Below are 18,737 nucleotides of genomic sequence, written 5' to 3' on the forward strand. Positions count from 1 at the left end.
CACCCCGGCCGGTTTCGGCTGACTACCATGACCATCGTGGTGTGGGGACCGGGCTATGACAGTGCTCCGCCGCCCAGCCCCCAGCAGGGGCAGGATCCGTTCACGGAGGCAGAGCGCGACACGAGGGCGATGGTGGCCGCCGCATGGTGGCCGTCGGCGCCTCCGCAGCAGCGCCATCACGCCATCGGCGGCCGCATGCTCGTCCTACCGGACGGGACGTGGTGGCTGTTCGGCGCGTGGGCCCGCTGGTACCGGCTGCACCCGTCCGACGGCCAGTGGTACCTGTGCCCGCCGCCCCGCGTCCCCGCCGTCCGGATGGCGGCGAGGCCCGCGCAGCAGGCGCCCGGGCAGGTGCCGGCGCTGCCCCCGCACGTCATCCCGGCCGGGCCCGACTTCTCCTATGACCCGCCGTCCGGGCTGCCCTTCGTCGCGCACGGGTTCGCGACCGAGCTGACCTCGCGGGTCCGGTCGACCGTCGAGTCCGCGGCGACGCTGCCCGCGCCGGACTATCCGCACTGGTGGCGGGAGTTCACGAACGAGACGCCGTCCACCGTCGCCGTCGCGTGGGGCGTGATGCTGTGGTGCTCGGCCGCGCCCGCGTTCGACTCGCGGCTGGACAAGCAGATGCTCGACCTCTGGAAGCCCTACCGCGCCAAGCCCCTCCCGGACGTGGACGGCCCGCGCTGGCTCACCCCGCCCGCCCTGGAGACGCTCGTCGCGCTCTACTCCGAACGGCTCCGGGCCAGCCGGGTCGACGCGGCCGTCGTCGTGCTGCGGACGATGTGGGCCGTCGCGAGCGCGCTCCGTGATGACGTCCGGTACCAGGTCAGGGCGGACGCGCTGCTCGCCATTCTCGGCACCACGCTCGCGAACCCGACGGTCGACTACGGGGCGCTGCCGTACGGGGACCAGGCGATCGTCCAGCAGTGGCTCACCCGGTGCCCGCCCAACCTGGTGCCGGCGCTGCGGAACGAGAGTTCGCCAGGCGACAACTTCAGGCACGCCTTCTACACGCTCAGCGAGCTGATAGCCGACCTCTCGGGCGACCCTTCCGAACCGGCCTACATCGAGCCGCGGCTGGTGGCCGCCGCGTTGCTCGCCGCCGACCTGGACGTCGTCCGCAAGGACATGGTGGGCACCATCGTCCCCTGGCTGGACCCCGAGATCCGCTACACGGTGGAGGCCGTGTCGCGGCAGAAGGGACACCCGCTTCGCCGCCTCTGGCCGCAGGACATGCGCCTCCCCGAGCCGCTGCGGTCCGCCGCCGGGTCCGGCCCGGGCGCCGAGTCGCTGCTCGCCGCGATGTACGAGGTCGACCTGGCATGGTGCCGGCTCGGCGGCATGCCCGCCCGGCCCCGCGGCTTCCCCGTCCCGACCGCGGTCATCGCCGGGATCATCGGACGCAACCGGGCCCGCGCCACGGCCGCCGCCCCGACCTCGACGTCGACCCCGTCGCCCGACCCGTCGCCGTCGCAGCCGTCCCCGCTCGGCATGCAGAGCCAGCCCGGCATCGCGCCCGGTGCGTCGCCGCAGGGGGCGCCGCCCGAGCCCGACCGCCCGTTCGTCCAGCCGCCCGCCCAGCCCGGCTGGGAGAACGCGCCCGGACCCGCCGCCGGGCAGGGCCCGAACCAGCCGGTCGGCCAGGGGCAGCAGGCCGCGTTCAACTCCCCGGGGTTCGCCGCCCCGGATCCGGGGATGGGCGGTCACTCGCCCGCCGAGGAGGACAAGGACGAGGGGAACGCCGCGCCGCCTTACACCGAGCTCGGGTTCCAGCGTTCCGGAGCGGCACCGCCTGCGCCGATGCAGAACCCCGCACCGGCGCCCATGCAGAGCCCACCGCCTGCGCCGCCCCAGCCCGCGCCGCCCCAGCCCGCGCCGCCTGCGCCCCAGCCTGCGCCGGTTCAGCCTGCGCCGGTTCAGGCGAGCCATGCGCCCGCTCCGCAGCAGGAGCTCGGCGGCTTCTCCCCGCCGGAGGAGGAGAAGCAGGACGAGAACTTCGTCCCGCCGTACACGCAGCTGGGCTACCAGCCCGCCGGCGCCGCTCCCGCACCCCAGCCGAACGTCCAGCCGGGGCCGCCGAACCCCGTCGCGCCTCCGGAGCCGCAGCCGCCCCAGCAGTCGCCCCAGCCCCAGCCGCAGGCGTTCGACCCGTATGCGACGCGCGTGGAGGACAAGGCGGGATCCCCGCAGCCGGCCGGGCCCCCGGTGCCCCCCGCGCCCCAGCCGAACCAGCCGCCCGGCACGCGCGTCCTCGGACCGGGAGACCTTGAGGACGAGCCGGGCCCGCCGCCGCCAGTCCCGGGAGCCGGCCCCGGCACCGCCGTCATGTCCCAGACGATGGTCGGCGACTTCGACTTCCTGGACGACACGCCGTCCCCGGAACAGCCCGTCCACGAGATCCCGCCGCCGAGCGACCGCAGCACCCGCCGCGTCCTGGAGCGGTTCGGGTTCGGCTTCATGTACGGCGAGCACGACGCGGCCGCCTTCCTCGGCGACCTGAAGAAGCAGGCCCAGGCCTGGAACGCGCCGGCGGGCGACGACGCCGAGCGCACCCGCGTGGACGGCGCGCCCAGCTCGATGAAGTCCGGCGTTCCCGGCGTGCTGCTGGTCGGCAACCCGCACTCGGGGCAGCGCCGGCTGTCCCGGATGATCGCGCTGACGCTCGCGAACGCGGGGCTCGGCGACGGGTCGATCCGCGCGCACGACGCCGAGGACGTCCGGAACGCGCCGCCGGAGCGGGTCGGGCAGCTCCTCGGGCAGCCGGGCCCGGTGATCCTCTTCGAGCGGCTGGACGTGGCCGTCACCAGCGCCGCCGACCCGGTGGCGGTCGTCGGGGCGGTGCGCCGCGCCCGCCGCGACCCGGTGAACACCACCCCGGTGATCGCGACGTGCGAGCCGCGCGCGTACAAGCGCCTCCTGCAGGACCATCCGAAGCTCGTGCAGTCGTTCCGCGTCCACCGGCTGCCCGACTTCAGCGACCTGGACAACCGGATGACGCTGCTGCACCTGCTGGCGGACGAGCGGCGCGTGACGATCGGGGCGTCGGCGCTGGAAGTCGTCCGGGCCGACCTGGGGCGGCTGCGGGGCCCGGGCGACCTGGTCAACGCGCGCCTGGTCGAGGCGTACCTGGACCAGGCGGCCCAGCGGAACATGGAGCGCGCCGGCGCGTCCCACGACCGCCTGGTGCTGACGCCGGACGACCTCGCGGGCGTCGCCGAGGGCATCGAGCCCGCGCTGCGCCCGCCCGGCGACATCGACGGCTACATGCGGCAGCTCGACCAGCTCACCGGCCTGGACGACGTCAAGGCGGCCGTGCTGGAGCTGGCCGACGAAGCGGGACTCGCCGCCGACCGGGCCCGGTACGGGGTGTCCCAGCAGGACGCGCGGCACCTGGTCTTCGTCGGGCCGCCCGGCACGGGGAAGACGACCGTGGCCGGGCTGGTCGGCGGCATCTACGCGGCGCTCGGGCTGCTGGAGTCCGGGCACGTGGTGGCGTGCCGCCCCGTCCATCTGGCGGGACGCGACCGGCTCGACACCGAGAACCGCGTCGCCGGCATGGTCGACCAGGCGCTCGGCGGCGTCCTGCTAATCCAGGAGGCGCACCGCCTCGACCGCAGCCCTGCCGTGGTGGACGAGCTGCTCCGCCGCATGAACCAGGGCGGCGCCCGGTTCGTCGTGGTGTGCTCCGGCCCGGCGGCGGAGATGGAGGGCTTCCTCGCCGGCAGCCCCGCGTTCCGCGCCGAGTTCGGCCGGATCCTGGAGTTCACCGGGATGGGCGACCGAGAGATGGTCCAGCTGTTCCAGGGCTACGCCGAGCGCGACCTCTACATGCTGGACGAGGAGCTGCGCGTCGAGCTGCTGAACCGGTTCGCGCGGATGCGAGAGGACCCGCAGTTCGCCTACGCGCGGACCGTCCGGGCACTGTTCGAGCAGACGGTGGCGCGGCAGGCGGCCCGGCTCGCGGGCGCCGACGTCAACGCCGCCACCGTGGCCCGGCTGACGGCCCGCGACCTCCCCGAGTCGCCGCTGGAGCAGATGCTCGGCGATTTCCACCAGGGCCGCTGAACAGGCTCCACGGCTCACCGACCGTCCGTGTGTCCCGGGACGACCGGGACACACGCATCAGATGGGCGCTACCGGGGAAGGACTAGACAGTCCGGGGAACGGGCCCCTGGAAGCCGGTTGGTGCGGTGGTCGGAGGCCTGTGACGTCCCCCGGATGGACAGGGTCGGAGTGGCCCTCGAATGGTCCTCATGGGTCATGTGCCCGTCGGGGCGGGACGCGTAGCCTCGACTTGGGTGTGGGGACGAACGGAGGTGGACGCGGTGCGCCAGGACCTCGATCTGCGCGTCCACGACCGTGTTGCGCTGGACGAGATCGAACTCTATGCCGAGATGCTCAGTGCGGTGGCGGCGGCGGAGCGGCCGCTGACCATCGCGGAAATCGACATGGTGCTCGGAGTGCGGTCCGACGAAGCCGGTCGTCGTGAGCTGACGCCACGGGATTGAACACCGCTGCCGGGGACGCCGATTCAGGGCGTCCCCGGTTCGTCTTTTCAGCCGCGCCGTAGCCCTGTAACCGGATGGCTACACTGTAACGAATCTCACTCCCGATCCGCGCCGCCCGCGCAGGCAGCCGCCCTTCGTGGCCGAACCGATGGACGTTCCGCCAGATAGGGGCTGTCGTGAGGGGTATGTACCTCCTGATCTAGGGCAATCTTGTAGATGAGAGGATGGGGGACACCAGCCGAAGCTGGGGCAAAGGTTCTTTTTACGGCTGGTTGCGCCTACGATCCTCTGCGGACTGTTCCGGCACCCCAGGAGAACGACGTGCGCTTGCGTCTCACGCCGCGTGAGGACAGCTTCTACGACATGTTCGCCGACTCGGCGAACAACCTGGTCACCGGCGCCAGGTTGCTCGTGGAACTCATCAGCGACGGCGCCGACCGGGCGGCGATCGCGGAGAAGATGCGTGCCTGCGAACACGCGGGCGACGAATGCACCCATGCGATCATGCGCCGCCTGAACGAAACGTTCATCACCCCGTTCGACCGCGAGGACATCTACCGGCTGGCCTCGACGATCGACGACGTGATGGACGAGATGGAAGAGGCAGCGGATCTCGTCGTGCTCTACAAGATCGACGAGTTCCCGAAGGGCATCGTCAACATGGTGGAGGTACTGGAGCGGGCGGCCGAACTGACGGCCGAGGCCATGCCGCGGCTGCGCTCGATGAAGGAGCTCAACGAGTACTGGATCGAGATCAACCGGCTGGAGAACCAGGGAGACCAGGTCTACCGCAAGCTGCTCGCACAGCTGTTCAGCGGTGAGTACGACACGCTGACCGTGCTGAAGCTGAAGCAGGTCATCGACCGGCTGGAGGACGCGGCGGACGCGTTCGAGCACGTGGCCCACACGGTCGAGACCATCGCGGTCAAGGAATCATGAGCGCGGCCGAGGAATCCGGCGCCACCCTCATCCGCGAGCCCACGGCGGACGCCGAGGAGACGCTGAGCGAGCAGGCCACCCGCCGGGTGACCGGCCGCGCCTGGCTCCTCCTGCTGGCCGGCGTGCTCGTCGTCATGATCGCGGGCACGCTCGGGCTGCGGTCCGACGCGCAGATGGCCGTCCTCGTCCTGGTCGTCATCGTGTCGCTGGTGTTCGACTACACCAACGGGTTCCACGACGCGGCCAACGCGATCGCCACCGCGGTCTCCACCCGGGCGCTGACTCCGCGCGTCGCCCTCGGCATGGCCGCCGGGATGAACATGATCGGCGCCCTGCTCGGCGTCGGCGTCGCCAAGACCATCAGCGACGTCATCAGCCCGCCGTCCGGTCTGCACGGTCTTACAGTGGTCGCCGCCGGCGTGCTGGGCGCGATCACCTGGAACCTCATCACCTGGTACTTCGGGCTGCCGTCGTCGTCCTCGCACGCGCTGATCGGCGGCGTCGTCGGCGCCGGGCTGGCCTCGCTGTCGACGGTCAACTGGCACAGCGTCGTCGACAAGGTCGCGATCCCGATGGTGGTGTCCCCGGTGGTGGGGTTCTGCCTCGCCTACCTGGTGATGGTGGCGATCCTGTGGATCTTCCGGCATGCCAACCCGAGCCGGGTCGGCCGCCGCTTCCGCATCGCGCAGACCATGTCCGCCGCGTCCCTCGCGCTCGGCCATGGGCTGCAGGACGCCCAGAAGACCATGGGCATCATCGTGCTCGCGCTCGTCACGACGGGGCACTCGGACGGCGACACGGTCCCGTGGTGGGTGATCATTCTGTGCGCGGGAGCGCTGTCCGCCGGCACCTACGCTGGCGGCTGGCGCATCATGCGGACGCTGGGCCGCAAGGTGATCGAGGTCGATCCGCCGAAGGGCTTCGCCGCCGAAGCGACGGCCTCCGTCGTCCTCTACGTGACCGCGTTCGTCTGGCACGCTCCAATCTCCACCACCCACACGATCACCTCGGCGATCATGGGCTCCGGCGCCACCAAGCGGATCTCCGCGGTCCGCTGGGGCGTCGCCGGCAACATCCTCATCGCCTGGGTCCTCACCATGCCCGCCGCCGCGGCCGTCGCCGCCGTCGTCTACTACATCGTCCACTTCTTCGGCGCGTGACCGTGCGACGGCCCGCCGCCCTTGGCGGGCGGCGGGCCGTTTCGTGAGACGCGGAGCGGATCGGGAAACGGTTCGCCGCCCGTGACGGGGGGTTCCAGGGGGGTCGCTACCCCTGGGAAATACGGTCGAGGGGTGGTGGGGCAATGGTGCCCTGGGCGGCGAAGTAGGCGACGAAGGTGTCCAGGTCGATGGCGCCCAGGACCTGGTCCTTGCCCTGGGTGAAGACGGTGAAGCCGTCACCGCCGCCGAGGAGGAAGTTGTTCGCCGCGACCTTGTAGGTGGTGGCCGGGGCGACCGGGGTGCCGCCGATGGTGATCGCGGAGACGCGGTCGCCGACGGGCTTCGAGCGGTCGATGGTGAAGTGCAGGTTCGCCGACGGCTGGAGGATCTTCTCGCCCGCGGACGTCCACTGCTGTTCGAGGAGCGCGTCGAGCTGTGCGCCGGTCAGCGACGTCACGCCCATCACGTTGCTGAACGGCTGGACCGCGAACGCCTCGCCGTAGGTGACGACGCCGTCGCCTTCGGAGCCGCTCGCCTTGTAGACGAGGTCGGTGCGGACGCCGCCGGGGTTCATCAGCGCGACCTGGGCGCCGAGGTCCTTGGTCCCGGCGAGCTGGCCGTCGGCGATGACGTCGCCGAGCGCGGTCTCGCCGGCCGAGGACGGGGTGCGGGTCAGGTCCGCGGTGATCTTGCCGATGGGCTTGTCGGCGATCGTGGAGACCCGGTCCTTCCAGGTCTGGACGAACCCCTGCGTCGCCGGGTCCGGCGGGACGTCCCGCGTCACCACGTGGTTGTCGGCCTTCACCGAGGACCGGACGATGTCGCCGGTCCGCCGGTTCACCTTGAGGTTCACCTCGGTGATCACGCGGCCGAAGGAGGAGCCGGACGAGAACAGCCGCGGGTTCCCGTTCGGGTCCTTGACCGAGCAGAGGTACTGCTGGTGGGTGTGCCCGGAGAGGACCATGTCGATCTCGGGGTCGGCCTCCTGGGCGATCCGGGTCCCGGCGCCGGGGACGACGCCGCACTCGTCCGGCCGCTCACCCGACTTGACCTGGTCGCCCTCGTGGACGAGCAGGACCATCGCGCGGACGTGCCGGCGCTTCAGCTCGCGGGCCGCCCGGTTCGCGGCGGCGACCTCGTCGTCGAACTTCAGGTCCTTGATGCCCTCGGCGGTGACGATGCTCGGGGTGGTCTTGGTGACGACGCCGATGAAGCCGATGCGCACGCCGTTGATGCGGCGGATCGTCCACGGCCTGATCGCCGGCCGGTCGTTCTTCTTCAGCAGGACGTTCGCGCCGAGGTAGTCGAACTCGGCGCCGCGCCACCGGCCCGCCGGGGAGCACCCGTCCACCGGGTGGCAGCCGCCGTTCTGGATGCGGAGCAGCTCCTGGTAGCCCTCGTCGAACTCGTGGTTGCCGACCGCGGACGCCGTGACGCCCATGTCGCCCATGAACTGCACGGACGGCTCGTCGTGGTAGGCGGCGGAGATCAGCGGCGAGGCGCCGATCAGGTCGCCCTGGGCGACCGTGAGCGTGTCGCGGTTCCGCAGTTGCTTGAGGTGGGTCGCGATGTAGGCGGCGCCACCGGCGGGGACGGAGTTCCCGTTCTCGTCGATGGCCGTCCCGGAGCTTCCGGACGGCGGTTCGAGGTTGCCGTGGAAGTCGTTGAGGGCGAGCAGCCGTACGGACGCGGTCGGTACGGGACGTGCCGCGGCGGGTTGCGCGGCCACGCCCACGACCGTCAGCCCCGCCGCGGCGCAGGCCAGGAAGGTGCGTCGTCGAGTCATTCTGTGGACGGTAGATTCGCCCGGCATACGGTTCCCAGCGGCGCGATGACGTTTTTGTGACAAATTGATCAGGGGATGTGCTGATCATGCGGTTCGTCCGGCCGCATAGGGTGTGGCCGTGAGCGAACTGCGGGCGCGCGGGACCCTGGCGGACGGTGAGATCGCCGGGGCGCTGGCACTGGCCGAGGCCGCGGCGGAGGCCGACGGCGTCGGACCGCTGTCGGAGCACGCCCTGCTGGCGCTGCGAGCCGGTCCTGCGGGGAGCCGTCCCGCCGCCGGAAACCGGTCCGGGATCGCGATCTCCGATGGCGGCGTGATCGTGGCGTACGCGCACCTCGACCCGGCGACCGGGGAGGAGCCGGCGGCGGGGGAGCTGGTCGTCCATCCGGAGCACCGGCGCCGGGGCCACGGGCGGACGCTGCTGCGCGCCCTGCGGGACGAGGCCGGCGGGCCGCTGCGGGTATGGGCGCATGGTGATCTTCCGGCGGCCGCCGCGCTCGCGGCCGCCGAGGGGATGACGCGGGCTCGCGCGCTGTTCCAGATGCGGCGTCCCGCATCCGGTCCGCTGCCGGAGCCGCGCGTCGCGGAGGGTGTGTCGATCCGCGCCTTCGAGCCGGGCCGGGACGAGGGCGCGTGGCTGGAGGTGAACGCCCGCGCGTTCGCCGACCACCCGGAGCAGGGCGCCTGGACGATGGACGACGTCCGCGAGCGCGAGGCCGAGGACTGGTTCGACCCCGCCGGCTTCTTCCTCGCCGAGCGGGCGGGCCGGCTCGCCGGATTCCACTGGACGAAGGTGCATCCGGGCGGGCTCGGCGAGGTCTACGTCGTGGGCGTCGACCCGGCCGCGCAGGGCCTCGGCCTCGGCCGCGCCCTCACCCTCCAGGGCCTGCGTCATCTGCGCGACGTCGGCGTCGGCCAGATCATGCTCTACGTGGACGAGTCCAACGCCGCCGCCGTCCGCCTCTACGAGTCGCTGGGCTTCACCCGGTACGCCGTCGACGTCATGTACGGCACCGGCCACGCCTGACCGGATCCAGGGCGCCCAAACCTCTGCGGACGTGTCCCGACCGGGATTTTGTACGCCTGAGCTGCGATGTTAACCGGGCGTCCACGTCAAATCGGGACATTCTTCCCAAGGGTGCTCGTTCTCGTTCATCTCTCGTTCACCTGGATCGGGGTGGCTGGTCACCTCGCCTGCTTAGCGTCGCATTCGACGGCGAACCCGTCGTCCGGCCGACGTGGGCCAGGGCGGGCAGGGGGACCCGCCCGACGAACTGACGAGGAGACTCTCCGGTGAAGAACGGTTCCCGACTCGCCGCCCTGGGCGGTGTTGTCGTAGCGGGGGCGCTGGCCCTCTCCGCCTGCGGGAGCGACAACAATACGACGGCGGGTTCGAGCAGCGCGCCGACCGGCGACATCGACTGCGCCAAGGCCAGCGTCAACGCGGCGGGGTCGAGTGCGCAGAAGAACGCGATCGAGGAGTGGACGAAGCTCTACTCCTCCAAGTGCGCAGGCGCCAACCTGAACTACAACCCGAGCGGCTCGGGTGCGGGCATCCAGGCGTTCACGAGCGGGCAGGTGGCGTTCGCCGGGTCCGACTCGTCCCTGAAGCCCGAGGAGGCCGCCGCCGCGCAGAAGCGCTGCCAGGGGAGCAGCGCGCTGAACCTGCCCATGGTCGTCGGCCCGATCGCGGTGGTCTACAACGTGCAGGGCGTGGACGGGCTGAAGGTCTCGGCCGACACCCTCGCGAGCATCTTCTCCGGCAAGATCAAGACCTGGAACGATCCGGCGATCGCCAAGGAGAACGAGGGCGCCAAGCTGCCGGCCCAGCCGATCAAGCCGATCTACCGTTCGGACGAGTCCGGCACCACGGACAACTTCACGAACTACCTGCACACCACCTCGCCGAAGATCTGGACGTGGGAGAAGGCCAAGAAGTGGCCGAACTCCACCGGCCAGGGCGCCCCCAAGTCCGACGGCGTCACCAGCCAGGTGAAGAGCACCGCGGGCGCGATCTCCTACGTGGAGATGTCGTACGCGACGAACAACAAGCTGCAGACCGCGCAGGTGAAGAACGGCGCGGGCGAGTTCGCGGAACTGTCGCCGGACAGCGCGTCCAAGGCCGTCGCCGGGGCGAAGATCGTCGGTACCGGCAACGACGTCGCGCTGAAGATCGACTACTCGACCAAGGAGGCGGGCGCCTACCCGATCGTCCTGGTCACCTACGAGATCGCGTGTGAGAAGGGGCTGCCGTCCGAGCAGGCCGGGTTCGTCAAGTCCTTCCTCACCTACACCTCCAGCGCGGACGGTCAGAAGATCCTCACCGACCAGGGTTACGCGCCGCTCCCGCAGAGCGTGCTGACCAAGGTCCAGACCTCCGTGAAGGCCCTGTCCTGACAACAGACGACGGGACCCCCGACAGCCCCGCCGCCGAGCGATTCGGCGGCGGGGCCGACGTGGGTTCCGCCGACATGATCAAAGGAGGACGTCCCGTGACGAGCGAGACCGGCGCCGCGACGGCCGCCGGCGTCAAACACCGCGCGAGCGGGGTGCGGATGAGCACCGGCAGGGCCGGGGACAAGATCTTCGTCTCGGCGGCCCGCGGCTCCGGCATCCTGGTGCTGCTGATCATGGTCGCGATCGCGGCCTTCCTGGTGTGGAAGGCGATCCCGGCGCTCCAGGACAACAAGGCGAACTTCCTCACCGCCGAGGAGTGGGACCCGAACGCGACGCCGCCGAAGTTCGGCATCGCGCAGCTCGCGTTCGGCACCGTCGTGTCGTCGCTGCTGGCGATGCTCTTCGCGACGCCGGTCGCGGTCGGCATCGCGCTGTTCATCTCCTTCTACTCGCCGCGGCGGCTGGCGTCGGGCCTCGGCTACGTCGTCGACCTGCTCGCCGCGGTGCCGAGCATCGTCTACGGCCTGTGGGGCCTGGCCTTCCTGTCCAAGCACATGGAGGGCATCAGCACCTTCCTCAACGGGGCGCTCGGCTGGATCCCGCTGTTCGGCGGCGACTCGCCGGGCAAGAACTCGATCTTCACCGCCTCGGTGGTGCTCGCGATCATGATCCTGCCGATCATCTCGTCGATCTCCCGCGAGGTGTTCCTGCAGGTGCCGCGCGCCAACGTGGAGGCCGCCCTCGCGATCGGCGCCACCCGCTGGGAGATGATCCGGCTGGCGGTACTGCCGTACGGGCGCTCCGGCATGATCGGCGGCGCCATGCTCGGCCTCGGCCGCGCGATGGGCGAGACGATCGCGGTCGCGATGGTGCTGACCTTCGTGCCCGGGATCAACATTCACATCCTGGAGAACGGCGGCGCCACGTTCGCGTCCAACATCGCCAACAGCTTCGCCGAGGCGTCCACCACCGGACGCGGCGCCCTGATCGCCTCCGGTCTGGTGCTGTTCGTGATCACCCTGCTCGTCAACATGGCCGCCCGCGCGGTCGTCGCGCGCCGGAAGGAGTTCGCGTGACCACCGTCTCCACCCGCAAGCCCGCGCCCGGCGCGAGGCTCTCCTCGGTGTCGGCCGGCCGCAAGATCAAGGACCGGGTCGTCCAGGGGCTCGTCTACCTCGCTTTCGCGCTGGCGCTCATTCCGCTGGTGTCGGTGCTGTGGACGGTCGTCGTGAACGGCGTCAAGCGGCTCGACCCGACGTTCTTCCAGTTCTCGATGAACGCCGTCAGCGGCAGCGACCCGGGCGGCGGCGCCTACCACGCCATCATCGGCACCCTGGAGCAGGTCGCGATCACCAGCCTGATCGCCGTTCCGATCGCGGTGCTCACCGCGATCTATCTCGTCGAGTACGCCGGAAACGGGCGGCTCGGCAAGATCATCAGCTTCACCGTGGACGTCATGACCGGCATCCCGTCGATCGTCGCGGGCCTGTTCGTCCTGGCGCTGTGGCTGCTGACGTTCGGGTTCGACTTCTCCGGGCTCGCCGGGTCGCTCGCCCTGACGATCCTCATGATCCCGACCGTGGTGCGGGCGACGGAGGAGATGCTGAAGCTCGTCCCCAACGACCTGCGCGAGGCGTCCTACGCGCTGGGCGTGCCGCGCTGGCGGACGATCTGCTTCGTCATCCTGCCGACCGCCATGACCGGAATCATCACCGGCGTGATGCTGGCCGTCGCCCGGGTGATGGGAGAGACCGCGCCGCTGCTGCTCACGATCTTCTTCACCAAGGCGATCAACAGCGACCCGCTCAACGGCCCGCAGGCGTCGCTGCCCACCTTCATCTGGGAGCAGGCCGCCGACCCCAACCAGAACTCGATCGACCGGGCCTGGACGGGCGCCCTCGTGCTGATCGGGATCATCATGCTGCTCAACCTCGTCGCCCGGTTCGTCGCCCGGCGCAAGGCCCCCACGGGCCGCTGACAGAGAAAGGAACTCTGACCCAATGGCCAAGCGGATCGAGGTCTCCGGGCTGCACGCCTACTACGGCGGCGTCCACGCCATCGAGGACATCTCGATGTCGATCGAGCCGCGCTCGGTGACGGCGTTCATCGGACCGTCGGGCTGCGGCAAGTCCACGTTCCTGCGCACCCTCAACCGGATGCACGAGGTCATCCCGGGTGCCCGCGTCCAAGGCAAGGTCATGCTGGACGACGAGGACCTGTACGACTCGTCCGTCGACCCGGTCGCGGTACGCCGCGTCGTCGGCATGGTGTTCCAGCGGCCCAACCCGTTCCCCACCATGTCGATCTACGACAACGTGGCGGCCGGCCTGAAGCTGAACGGGGTGCGCCGCAAGGCCCGGCTCGACGAGATCGTCGAGGAGTCGCTGCGCGGCGCCAACCTGTGGAACGAGGTCCAGGACCGGCTCGGCAAGCCCGGCGCCGGCCTGTCCGGCGGCCAGCAGCAGCGGCTCTGCATCGCCCGCGCGATCGCCGTCCAGCCGCAGGTCCTGCTGATGGACGAGCCGTGCTCCGCGCTCGACCCGATCTCCACCCTCGCGATCGAGGACCTGATCGAGAAGCTGAAGACGCAGTACACGATCGTCATCGTCACCCACAACATGCAGCAGGCCGCCCGGGTCAGCGACCGCACCGCCTTCTTCAACATCGCCGGGACGGGCAAGCCGGGCAAGCTCATCGAGATCGACGACACCAGCAAGATCTTCGCCAACCCCGAGCAGAAGGCCACCGAGGACTACATCACCGGCCGCTTCGGCTAGGTTTGTTGGCATTTCTCTCCTCCTTCGGGCCCGGGGGCCCTCCATCGTCGAGAAACGCGGTGCGATCGCTGGCATCGCTCCGGATCGCCTTGCGGCTCGCTGCGCGATCAGTTTCTTGCTTCGCTCGAAACTGCCTTCGGACGCGATCGCGACGATTGAGGTTGTTGCGGTGATGGCTTAGGCGGACGGCGCGACGGCGACCAGGCCCCGCACCAGCGCGGTCGGCAGCGCCGCCTCGCCGCCGAGCTTCCGCGTCGGCATGGTCGGCCTGGTCGCCCGACGCAAGGGTTCCCTCGACTCGCGGTGGTGGCGTGGGTGGTCAGGGCGGCGGCCTGGCTTGCACCGGCGTGGTCTGCAGTGCCGCGTTGCCGCTTAGGGCTTCCGCGTCGTCCTGGGCCCGACGCAAGGGCTCTGTCGGCGCGCGGTGGTGGGTTGGGTGGGTCAGGGCGGTGGCGGCCTGGCTCGCGCCAGCGTGGCCCCTGGAACACCGCGTTGCCGCTGAGGGCTTCCGCGTCGCCTTGGTCGCTCGCCGCTAGGGCTCGTAGTGGGTTGGGTGGTTGTGGTGGTGGGGGGCTGATCCGTGATCTCTTGATCTCGGTGGCTTGGTCGGCGCGTCGTTGAGGACTTGAGGGCGGCGCTTGGCTGAGGATGATGGCTGATGTCGTCGTGTCGGTGTCCCGGGTTGTGTGGCGAGAGGCGGTATGGGTGTCGGCCTGAATGCCGTGGGCGGGGTTCGTCGTGTGTTCGTGGCTTCGGGCATCGCGGGCGTCGTGCTGGTGGCGGGATGTGCGGGGGATTCCCGTCAGGGGGCGGCCACCGTCCAGGCTGGACGGGCTCACTGCGGGCAGGGCTGGGGGCGAGTGCATGCCGGGACGCGGACGCTGGTGGTGCACAACGGCGACTCTTCGGCTGTCGACGTCACCATCGTCGACCCGTCCGACGGGGCGATCTTCGCCGAGCTGGAGGACGTCGGGCCGGGGGCGACCCGGCCGATGCGGGTCAGCCTCGGTGCCGGGACGTACGCGGTCAGGTGCCGGCCGGAGGATGGGAACGCCGTCACCGGGCCCCGTCTGCGGGTGACCGGGGCGGGTTCGGGAGCGCGAGGGGTCCGGCCGTTCACCCAGAACGATCTGTATCCGGCGGTGCTTGCTTATCGGGCATACGTCGCCAAGGGGCTCGGGTGGCGGAACGCACGGACTCGTTGCGGGACGCGGTCCGGGCGGGGGACCTGGACGCGGCCCGGGAGGCCTGGCTGCCCGCGCACCTGGCCTATGAGCGGCTCGGCGCCGCCTACGGGACGTTCGGCGACTTCGCGGACGAGATCGACGGGCGTCCGGCCGGGTTGCCGAAGGGCGTGCGCGATCCGACGTTCACGGGGTTCCACCGGGTGGAGTGGGGGCTGTGGCACGGGGAGTCCGCGGCTTCGCTGCGGAGGCCGTCCGAGCGGCTGGCCGGTGATGTGAAGGCGCTGCGGGACGACTTTCCGCGGCAGGAGATCGATCCCGGCGATCTCGGGCTCCGCGCCCACGAGATTCTGGAGGACACACTCCAGTTCGAGCTGACCGGGAAGGCCGACCAGGGGAGCGGGACGACGCTCGCCACGGCCGCGGCGAACCTCGATGGGACCCGGGCGGTGCTCGACCCGCTGCGTCCGCTGCTGAAGGACCGGATGCCTGGCCTCGACGGGATCGACTCCTGGCTCGACCGCACGTCCCGGCTGCTTCGGGCGCAGCACCGGCACGGGGAGTGGGCGCCGCTCGACCGGCTGAGCACCATGGAGCGGGAACACATCGACGGCGCCGTCGGCGAACTCGTGGAGCGGCTGGCGTCGGTCGCGACCGTCGCGGCGGTGCGGAGATCGTGATGAGGGTGTCGGAGTGAGCGGGCCGGGGCGCCGGTCGATTCTGCGCGGCGCGCTGGCCGCCGGGGTCGCGGGTGCGGTGGCCCGAGGCGGTCCGGTCGCCGGCGGGGTCGCCCGAGGCTGTCCGATGGAACGGTCCAGCTCGTTCCGGTCGTTCCACGGTGTCCGTCAGGCCGGGATTCTGGAGGAGCCGCAGGCCCGCGCGATCGTCGTGGCGTTCGACGTGACCGCCGCGAAGCGGGACGAGCTCGGGGAGCTGTTCCGCGCGCTGACGGACCGGGCCAGGGCGCTGACCGGCGGTGGCGCACCGTCCGAGGTCGGCGTCGCAGGGCCGCCGCCAGACTCCGGCATCCTCGGCCCGGACGTCCCGGCGGGCGGTCTCACGGTGACGGTGGCCGTCGGGGGGTCGCTGTTCGACGACCGCTTCGGGCTGGGCTCGCGTCGTCCCGCCCGGCTGACCAGGATGCGGACGTTCCCGAACGACGATCTCGACTCCGCCTGGTGCCACGGCGATCTGCTGCTGCGGTTCGGGGCGCCCGACGAGGACACCGTCCTGCACGCGCTGCGGGACGTCTGCCGGCACACGCGCGGCGCGATGCAGATCCGCTGGCGGGCGAACGGCTTCAGCAGCCGGCCGCGCCCGTCCGGGGCGCCCCGCAACCTCATGGGATTCAAGGACGGCATCGCGAACCCCGACGTGACCCGCGCCGCCGACATGGACCGCCTCGTCTGGGCCGCGCGGGACGGCTCCGAACCCGGGTGGACGGCGGGCGGCACCTACATGGTCGTCCGGCTGATCCGGATGCTCGTGGAGTTCTGGGACCGGGTCGGTCTCGCCGAGCAGGAGCGCATCTTCGGCCGCGTCCGTGAGACCGGTGCACCCCTCGACGGCGCCCACGAGAAGGACGTCCCGCGCTACGCGGAGGACCCGATCGGCGACGCCATCCCGCTCACCAGTCACATCCGGCGCGCGAACCCGCGCGTTCCCGAGACGGAGGGCAGCCGCATCCTGCGCCGCGCGTGGAACTACGACCGGGGTGTGGACGAGGCCGGGAACCTCGACATGGGCCTGGTCTTCACCTGCTTCCAGCAGGACCCGCGGCGACAGTTCGAGGCCGTCCAGGAACGGCTGGAGGACGAACCGCTCAGCGACTACATCTCTCCGTTCGGTGGAGGCTATTTCTTCGCACTTCCGGGTGTCGTGGACGGCTCGGACCACTTCGGCAGGGCATTGCTCGTGTAGACGGCGAGGGAGCCGTGCAGGCGGCGGAGGAGGAGATATGCGCAAGGCCACGGTGATGGCCGGTTCGGTGGTCATGGCCGGAGCGCTCGCGGCCCTGGGTGGCGGCTGCGCCTCCGGGAAGGGAGTCGATGGGACGCCGCCCCCCGAACGCACAGTGGGAAAGCCCGCTTCGAGCCGCACCCCGATCAAGCACGTGGTCGTGATCTACGGGGAGAACATCTCGTTCGACCACTACTTCGGGACGTATCCGAGGGCCGCGAACACCGACGGCACGCCATTCCGCGCGGCGAAGCGCACCCCGAGGGTGGACGGGCTCACCAGGAGGCTGCTGACGAAGAACCCCAACCGGTACAACCCCAAGCGACTGAGCCCGTCCCAGGCCCTCACCTGCGACCAGAACCACGGTTACGCCGCCGAGCAGAAGGCCGTCAACGGCGGCCGCATGGACAAGTTCGTCGAGTCGACCGAGCACGACAAATGCACCGGGCAGCCGATCCTGTTCGGCGAACCCGGCCTCGTCATGGACTACTACGACGGCAACACCGTCACCGCCATGTGGAACTACGCCCAGAACTACACCATGAGCGACAAACTCATGGGATTCGGTGTTCGGCCCGTCCACCCCCGGTGCCCTCGACCTCATCTCCGGGCAGACTCACGGCGGTTACGCGGTCGACCCGAAGACGCACAAGAAGGTCTCGGACCCGTCGGTGGTGGCCTCCCCGGACGGTAAGGGCATCGGAACGGTCATCAACGACCCGGATCCCGCGTTCGACGACTGCTCCGGCAACAACCACACGTCCGAGAACAATCTCGCGGTGATGACCGGCCGGAACATCGGCGACCTCCTCAACGAGAAGAACGTCACATGGGGCTGGTTCCAGGGCGGTTTCCGGCCGACCGGTACCGAGAACGGCTACAAGGTCTGCGGCTCGGTCCACGCCAATATAGGCAAGAACCAGGTCATCGACTACAGCCCGCATCATGAGCCGTTCCAGTACTACAGGTCGACGGCGAACGAGAAGCACCTGCCACCGTCGTCCGTTGCTGCGATCGGCCATACCGACCAGGCCAACCATCAGTACGACCTAGCCGATTTCGACGCCGCTCTGGGCGCGCACAACCTACCCGCGGTGTCCTTTCTCAAGGCTCCCGCGTACCAGGACGGCCACGCCGGCTACTCCGACCCGCTGGACGAGCAGAAGTTCGTCGCCTCCACCGTCAACGAGATCCAGAAGTCACCAGAATGGTCGTCGACCGCGGTGATCCTCGCCTACGACGACTCCGACGGCTGGTACGACCACGCCCGCCCGCGCATCACCAACGGCTCCGACGATCCCGACCAGGACGAGCCCGCCTGCCGCCGGGTCAAGGCGTCCGGGGGATACCGGGACCGCTGCGGCCCCAGCCAGCGTCTCCCGATGCTCGTGATCTCTCCTTACGCAAGGGTGAACCACGTGGATCATCACCCGCTGGAACAGGCGTCGATCCTGCGCTTCATCGAGGACAACTGGTCCACCGCGCGGATTGGCGACGCCTCCTTCGACACCCGCGCCGGCACCCTGACCCACATGTTCGCCTTCCAGCACCCGCGCGCCCACCGAGTCCTCCTAGACCCCAAAACTGGGGCGGTTGTTTCTCACTCTTGAGCAACCACCAGGTGGAGCCTGGCCAATTGTCGCTTGGAAGATCACCGGGACGGGTGGCAGAGCGTCAGACGGTGGTTTGGACGGTGTGGGCGCAGGCCCATCGGTGAGCAGATGTCCTTCCTTCTTTCGAGCACATCCAGGTCTCCTGTGTTTCGAGCCTGTCCAAGCTGTGTCGGCTTAGCCGTCCATGGTCGGTACCCCTAGCGGTTAATTGTGGTGGGGGCGGCGCTGCGTACGGGGCCGCCCCTCCAAAGTCAAGGGCGCCTTCGGCGTCGCTTCGCGATGGGACTTCGTCCCACCCTTGACTTTGGAGCCTCTGCGGCCCCTGAGTGCAGCTTTCGTCGGGCAGGCTCCGCCTGCCCTCTGCCCGACGCGCCGCCCCCACCCAGCCACGAGGGAACATTCGCCCGCCAAGGA

At 70.4% G+C, this 18,737-nt stretch carries 15 protein-coding genes; 13 read left to right on the plus strand and 2 right to left on the minus strand.

What is annotated here, in order from left to right; all coding sequences use genetic code 11:
- The first annotated feature begins 27 nt into the window (after positions 1-27).
- The 4 genes from ACQPXG_RS05550 (at position 28) to ACQPXG_RS05565 (ending at position 6,607) form a co-directional block, all read left to right on the plus strand.
- Positions 28-4,065 carry an AAA family ATPase gene (locus tag ACQPXG_RS05550; RefSeq protein ID WP_433466523.1) on the plus strand — a complete coding sequence of 1,346 codons (4,038 nt, stop codon included), beginning with the start codon at positions 28-30 and terminating at the stop codon, positions 4,063-4,065.
- Between the two features lie 251 nt (positions 4,066-4,316).
- Positions 4,317-4,508: a hypothetical protein gene (locus tag ACQPXG_RS05555; RefSeq protein ID WP_433466524.1), complete on the plus strand. Its 192-nt coding sequence runs from the start codon at positions 4,317-4,319 to the stop codon at positions 4,506-4,508.
- 321 nt (positions 4,509-4,829) lie between these two features.
- The gene (locus ACQPXG_RS05560) at positions 4,830-5,447 is read left to right on the plus strand and encodes a DUF47 domain-containing protein (RefSeq protein WP_433466525.1); all 618 of its coding nucleotides are present in this window, start codon (positions 4,830-4,832) and stop codon (positions 5,445-5,447) included.
- Positions 5,444-6,607: an anion permease gene (locus ACQPXG_RS05565; protein WP_433466526.1), complete on the plus strand. Its 1,164-nt coding sequence runs from the start codon at positions 5,444-5,446 to the stop codon at positions 6,605-6,607. Before ACQPXG_RS05560 ends, ACQPXG_RS05565 begins: the two co-directional genes overlap by 4 nt.
- Positions 6,608-6,713: 106 nt before the next feature.
- On the opposite strand, the gene ACQPXG_RS05570 is transcribed toward ACQPXG_RS05565, so the two are convergent.
- Positions 6,714-8,393, minus strand: a complete 1,680-nt coding sequence (locus ACQPXG_RS05570; RefSeq protein WP_433466527.1) for a bifunctional metallophosphatase/5'-nucleotidase — start codon at positions 8,391-8,393, stop codon at positions 6,714-6,716.
- Positions 8,394-8,520: 127 nt separating this feature from the next.
- Here ACQPXG_RS05570 and mshD point away from each other — a divergent pair, with 127 nt between their 5' ends.
- From mshD to pstB, 5 genes are all read left to right on the plus strand, one after another.
- On the plus strand, positions 8,521-9,420 hold the full coding sequence (gene mshD / locus ACQPXG_RS05575) for a mycothiol synthase (RefSeq protein ID WP_433469902.1): 900 nt from the start codon (positions 8,521-8,523) through the stop codon (positions 9,418-9,420).
- Between the two features lie 266 nt (positions 9,421-9,686).
- Positions 9,687-10,790: a phosphate ABC transporter substrate-binding protein PstS gene (gene pstS / locus ACQPXG_RS05580; protein WP_433466528.1), complete on the plus strand. Its 1,104-nt coding sequence runs from the start codon at positions 9,687-9,689 to the stop codon at positions 10,788-10,790.
- Positions 10,791-10,885: 95 nt separating this feature from the next.
- The gene (gene pstC / locus ACQPXG_RS05585; RefSeq protein ID WP_433466529.1) at positions 10,886-11,866 is read left to right on the plus strand and encodes a phosphate ABC transporter permease subunit PstC; all 981 of its coding nucleotides are present in this window, start codon (positions 10,886-10,888) and stop codon (positions 11,864-11,866) included.
- On the plus strand, positions 11,863-12,768 hold the full coding sequence (pstA, locus tag ACQPXG_RS05590) for a phosphate ABC transporter permease PstA (RefSeq protein ID WP_433466530.1): 906 nt from the start codon (positions 11,863-11,865) through the stop codon (positions 12,766-12,768). The genes pstC and pstA overlap by 4 nt, the downstream gene beginning before the upstream one ends.
- A gap of 22 nt (positions 12,769-12,790) precedes the next feature.
- Entirely contained in the window at positions 12,791-13,567 is a 777-nt protein-coding gene (gene pstB / locus ACQPXG_RS05595; protein ID WP_433466531.1) for a phosphate ABC transporter ATP-binding protein PstB, read from the plus strand.
- A gap of 835 nt (positions 13,568-14,402) precedes the next feature.
- Here pstB and ACQPXG_RS05600 read toward each other — a convergent pair.
- Positions 14,403-14,627 (minus strand): hypothetical protein, encoded by a 225-nt coding sequence (locus ACQPXG_RS05600; RefSeq protein ID WP_433466532.1) that lies wholly within the window; start codon positions 14,625-14,627, stop codon positions 14,403-14,405.
- 120 nt (positions 14,628-14,747) lie between these two features.
- On the opposite strand from ACQPXG_RS05600, the gene ACQPXG_RS05605 reads away from it, so the two are divergent.
- From ACQPXG_RS05605 to ACQPXG_RS05620, 4 genes are read left to right on the plus strand one after another with little or no spacing between them, the layout of a single operon-like run.
- Positions 14,748-15,431 (plus strand): EfeM/EfeO family lipoprotein, encoded by a 684-nt coding sequence (locus tag ACQPXG_RS05605; RefSeq protein ID WP_433466533.1) that lies wholly within the window; start codon positions 14,748-14,750, stop codon positions 15,429-15,431.
- Between the two features lie 13 nt (positions 15,432-15,444).
- Entirely contained in the window at positions 15,445-16,671 is a 1,227-nt protein-coding gene (gene efeB / locus ACQPXG_RS05610; protein WP_433466534.1) for an iron uptake transporter deferrochelatase/peroxidase subunit, read from the plus strand.
- 37 nt (positions 16,672-16,708) lie between these two features.
- Positions 16,709-17,404 (plus strand): alkaline phosphatase family protein, encoded by a 696-nt coding sequence (locus ACQPXG_RS05615; protein ID WP_433466535.1) that lies wholly within the window; start codon positions 16,709-16,711, stop codon positions 17,402-17,404.
- Positions 17,313-18,320: a phospholipase C gene (locus ACQPXG_RS05620; RefSeq protein WP_433469903.1), complete on the plus strand. Its 1,008-nt coding sequence runs from the start codon at positions 17,313-17,315 to the stop codon at positions 18,318-18,320. Before ACQPXG_RS05615 ends, ACQPXG_RS05620 begins: the two co-directional genes overlap by 92 nt.
- Positions 18,321-18,737: the final 417 nt, after the last annotated feature.

This window comes from Spirillospora sp. CA-128828 (assembly GCF_050945415.1).
Classification (GTDB): domain Bacteria; phylum Actinomycetota; class Actinomycetes; order Streptosporangiales; family Streptosporangiaceae; genus Spirillospora.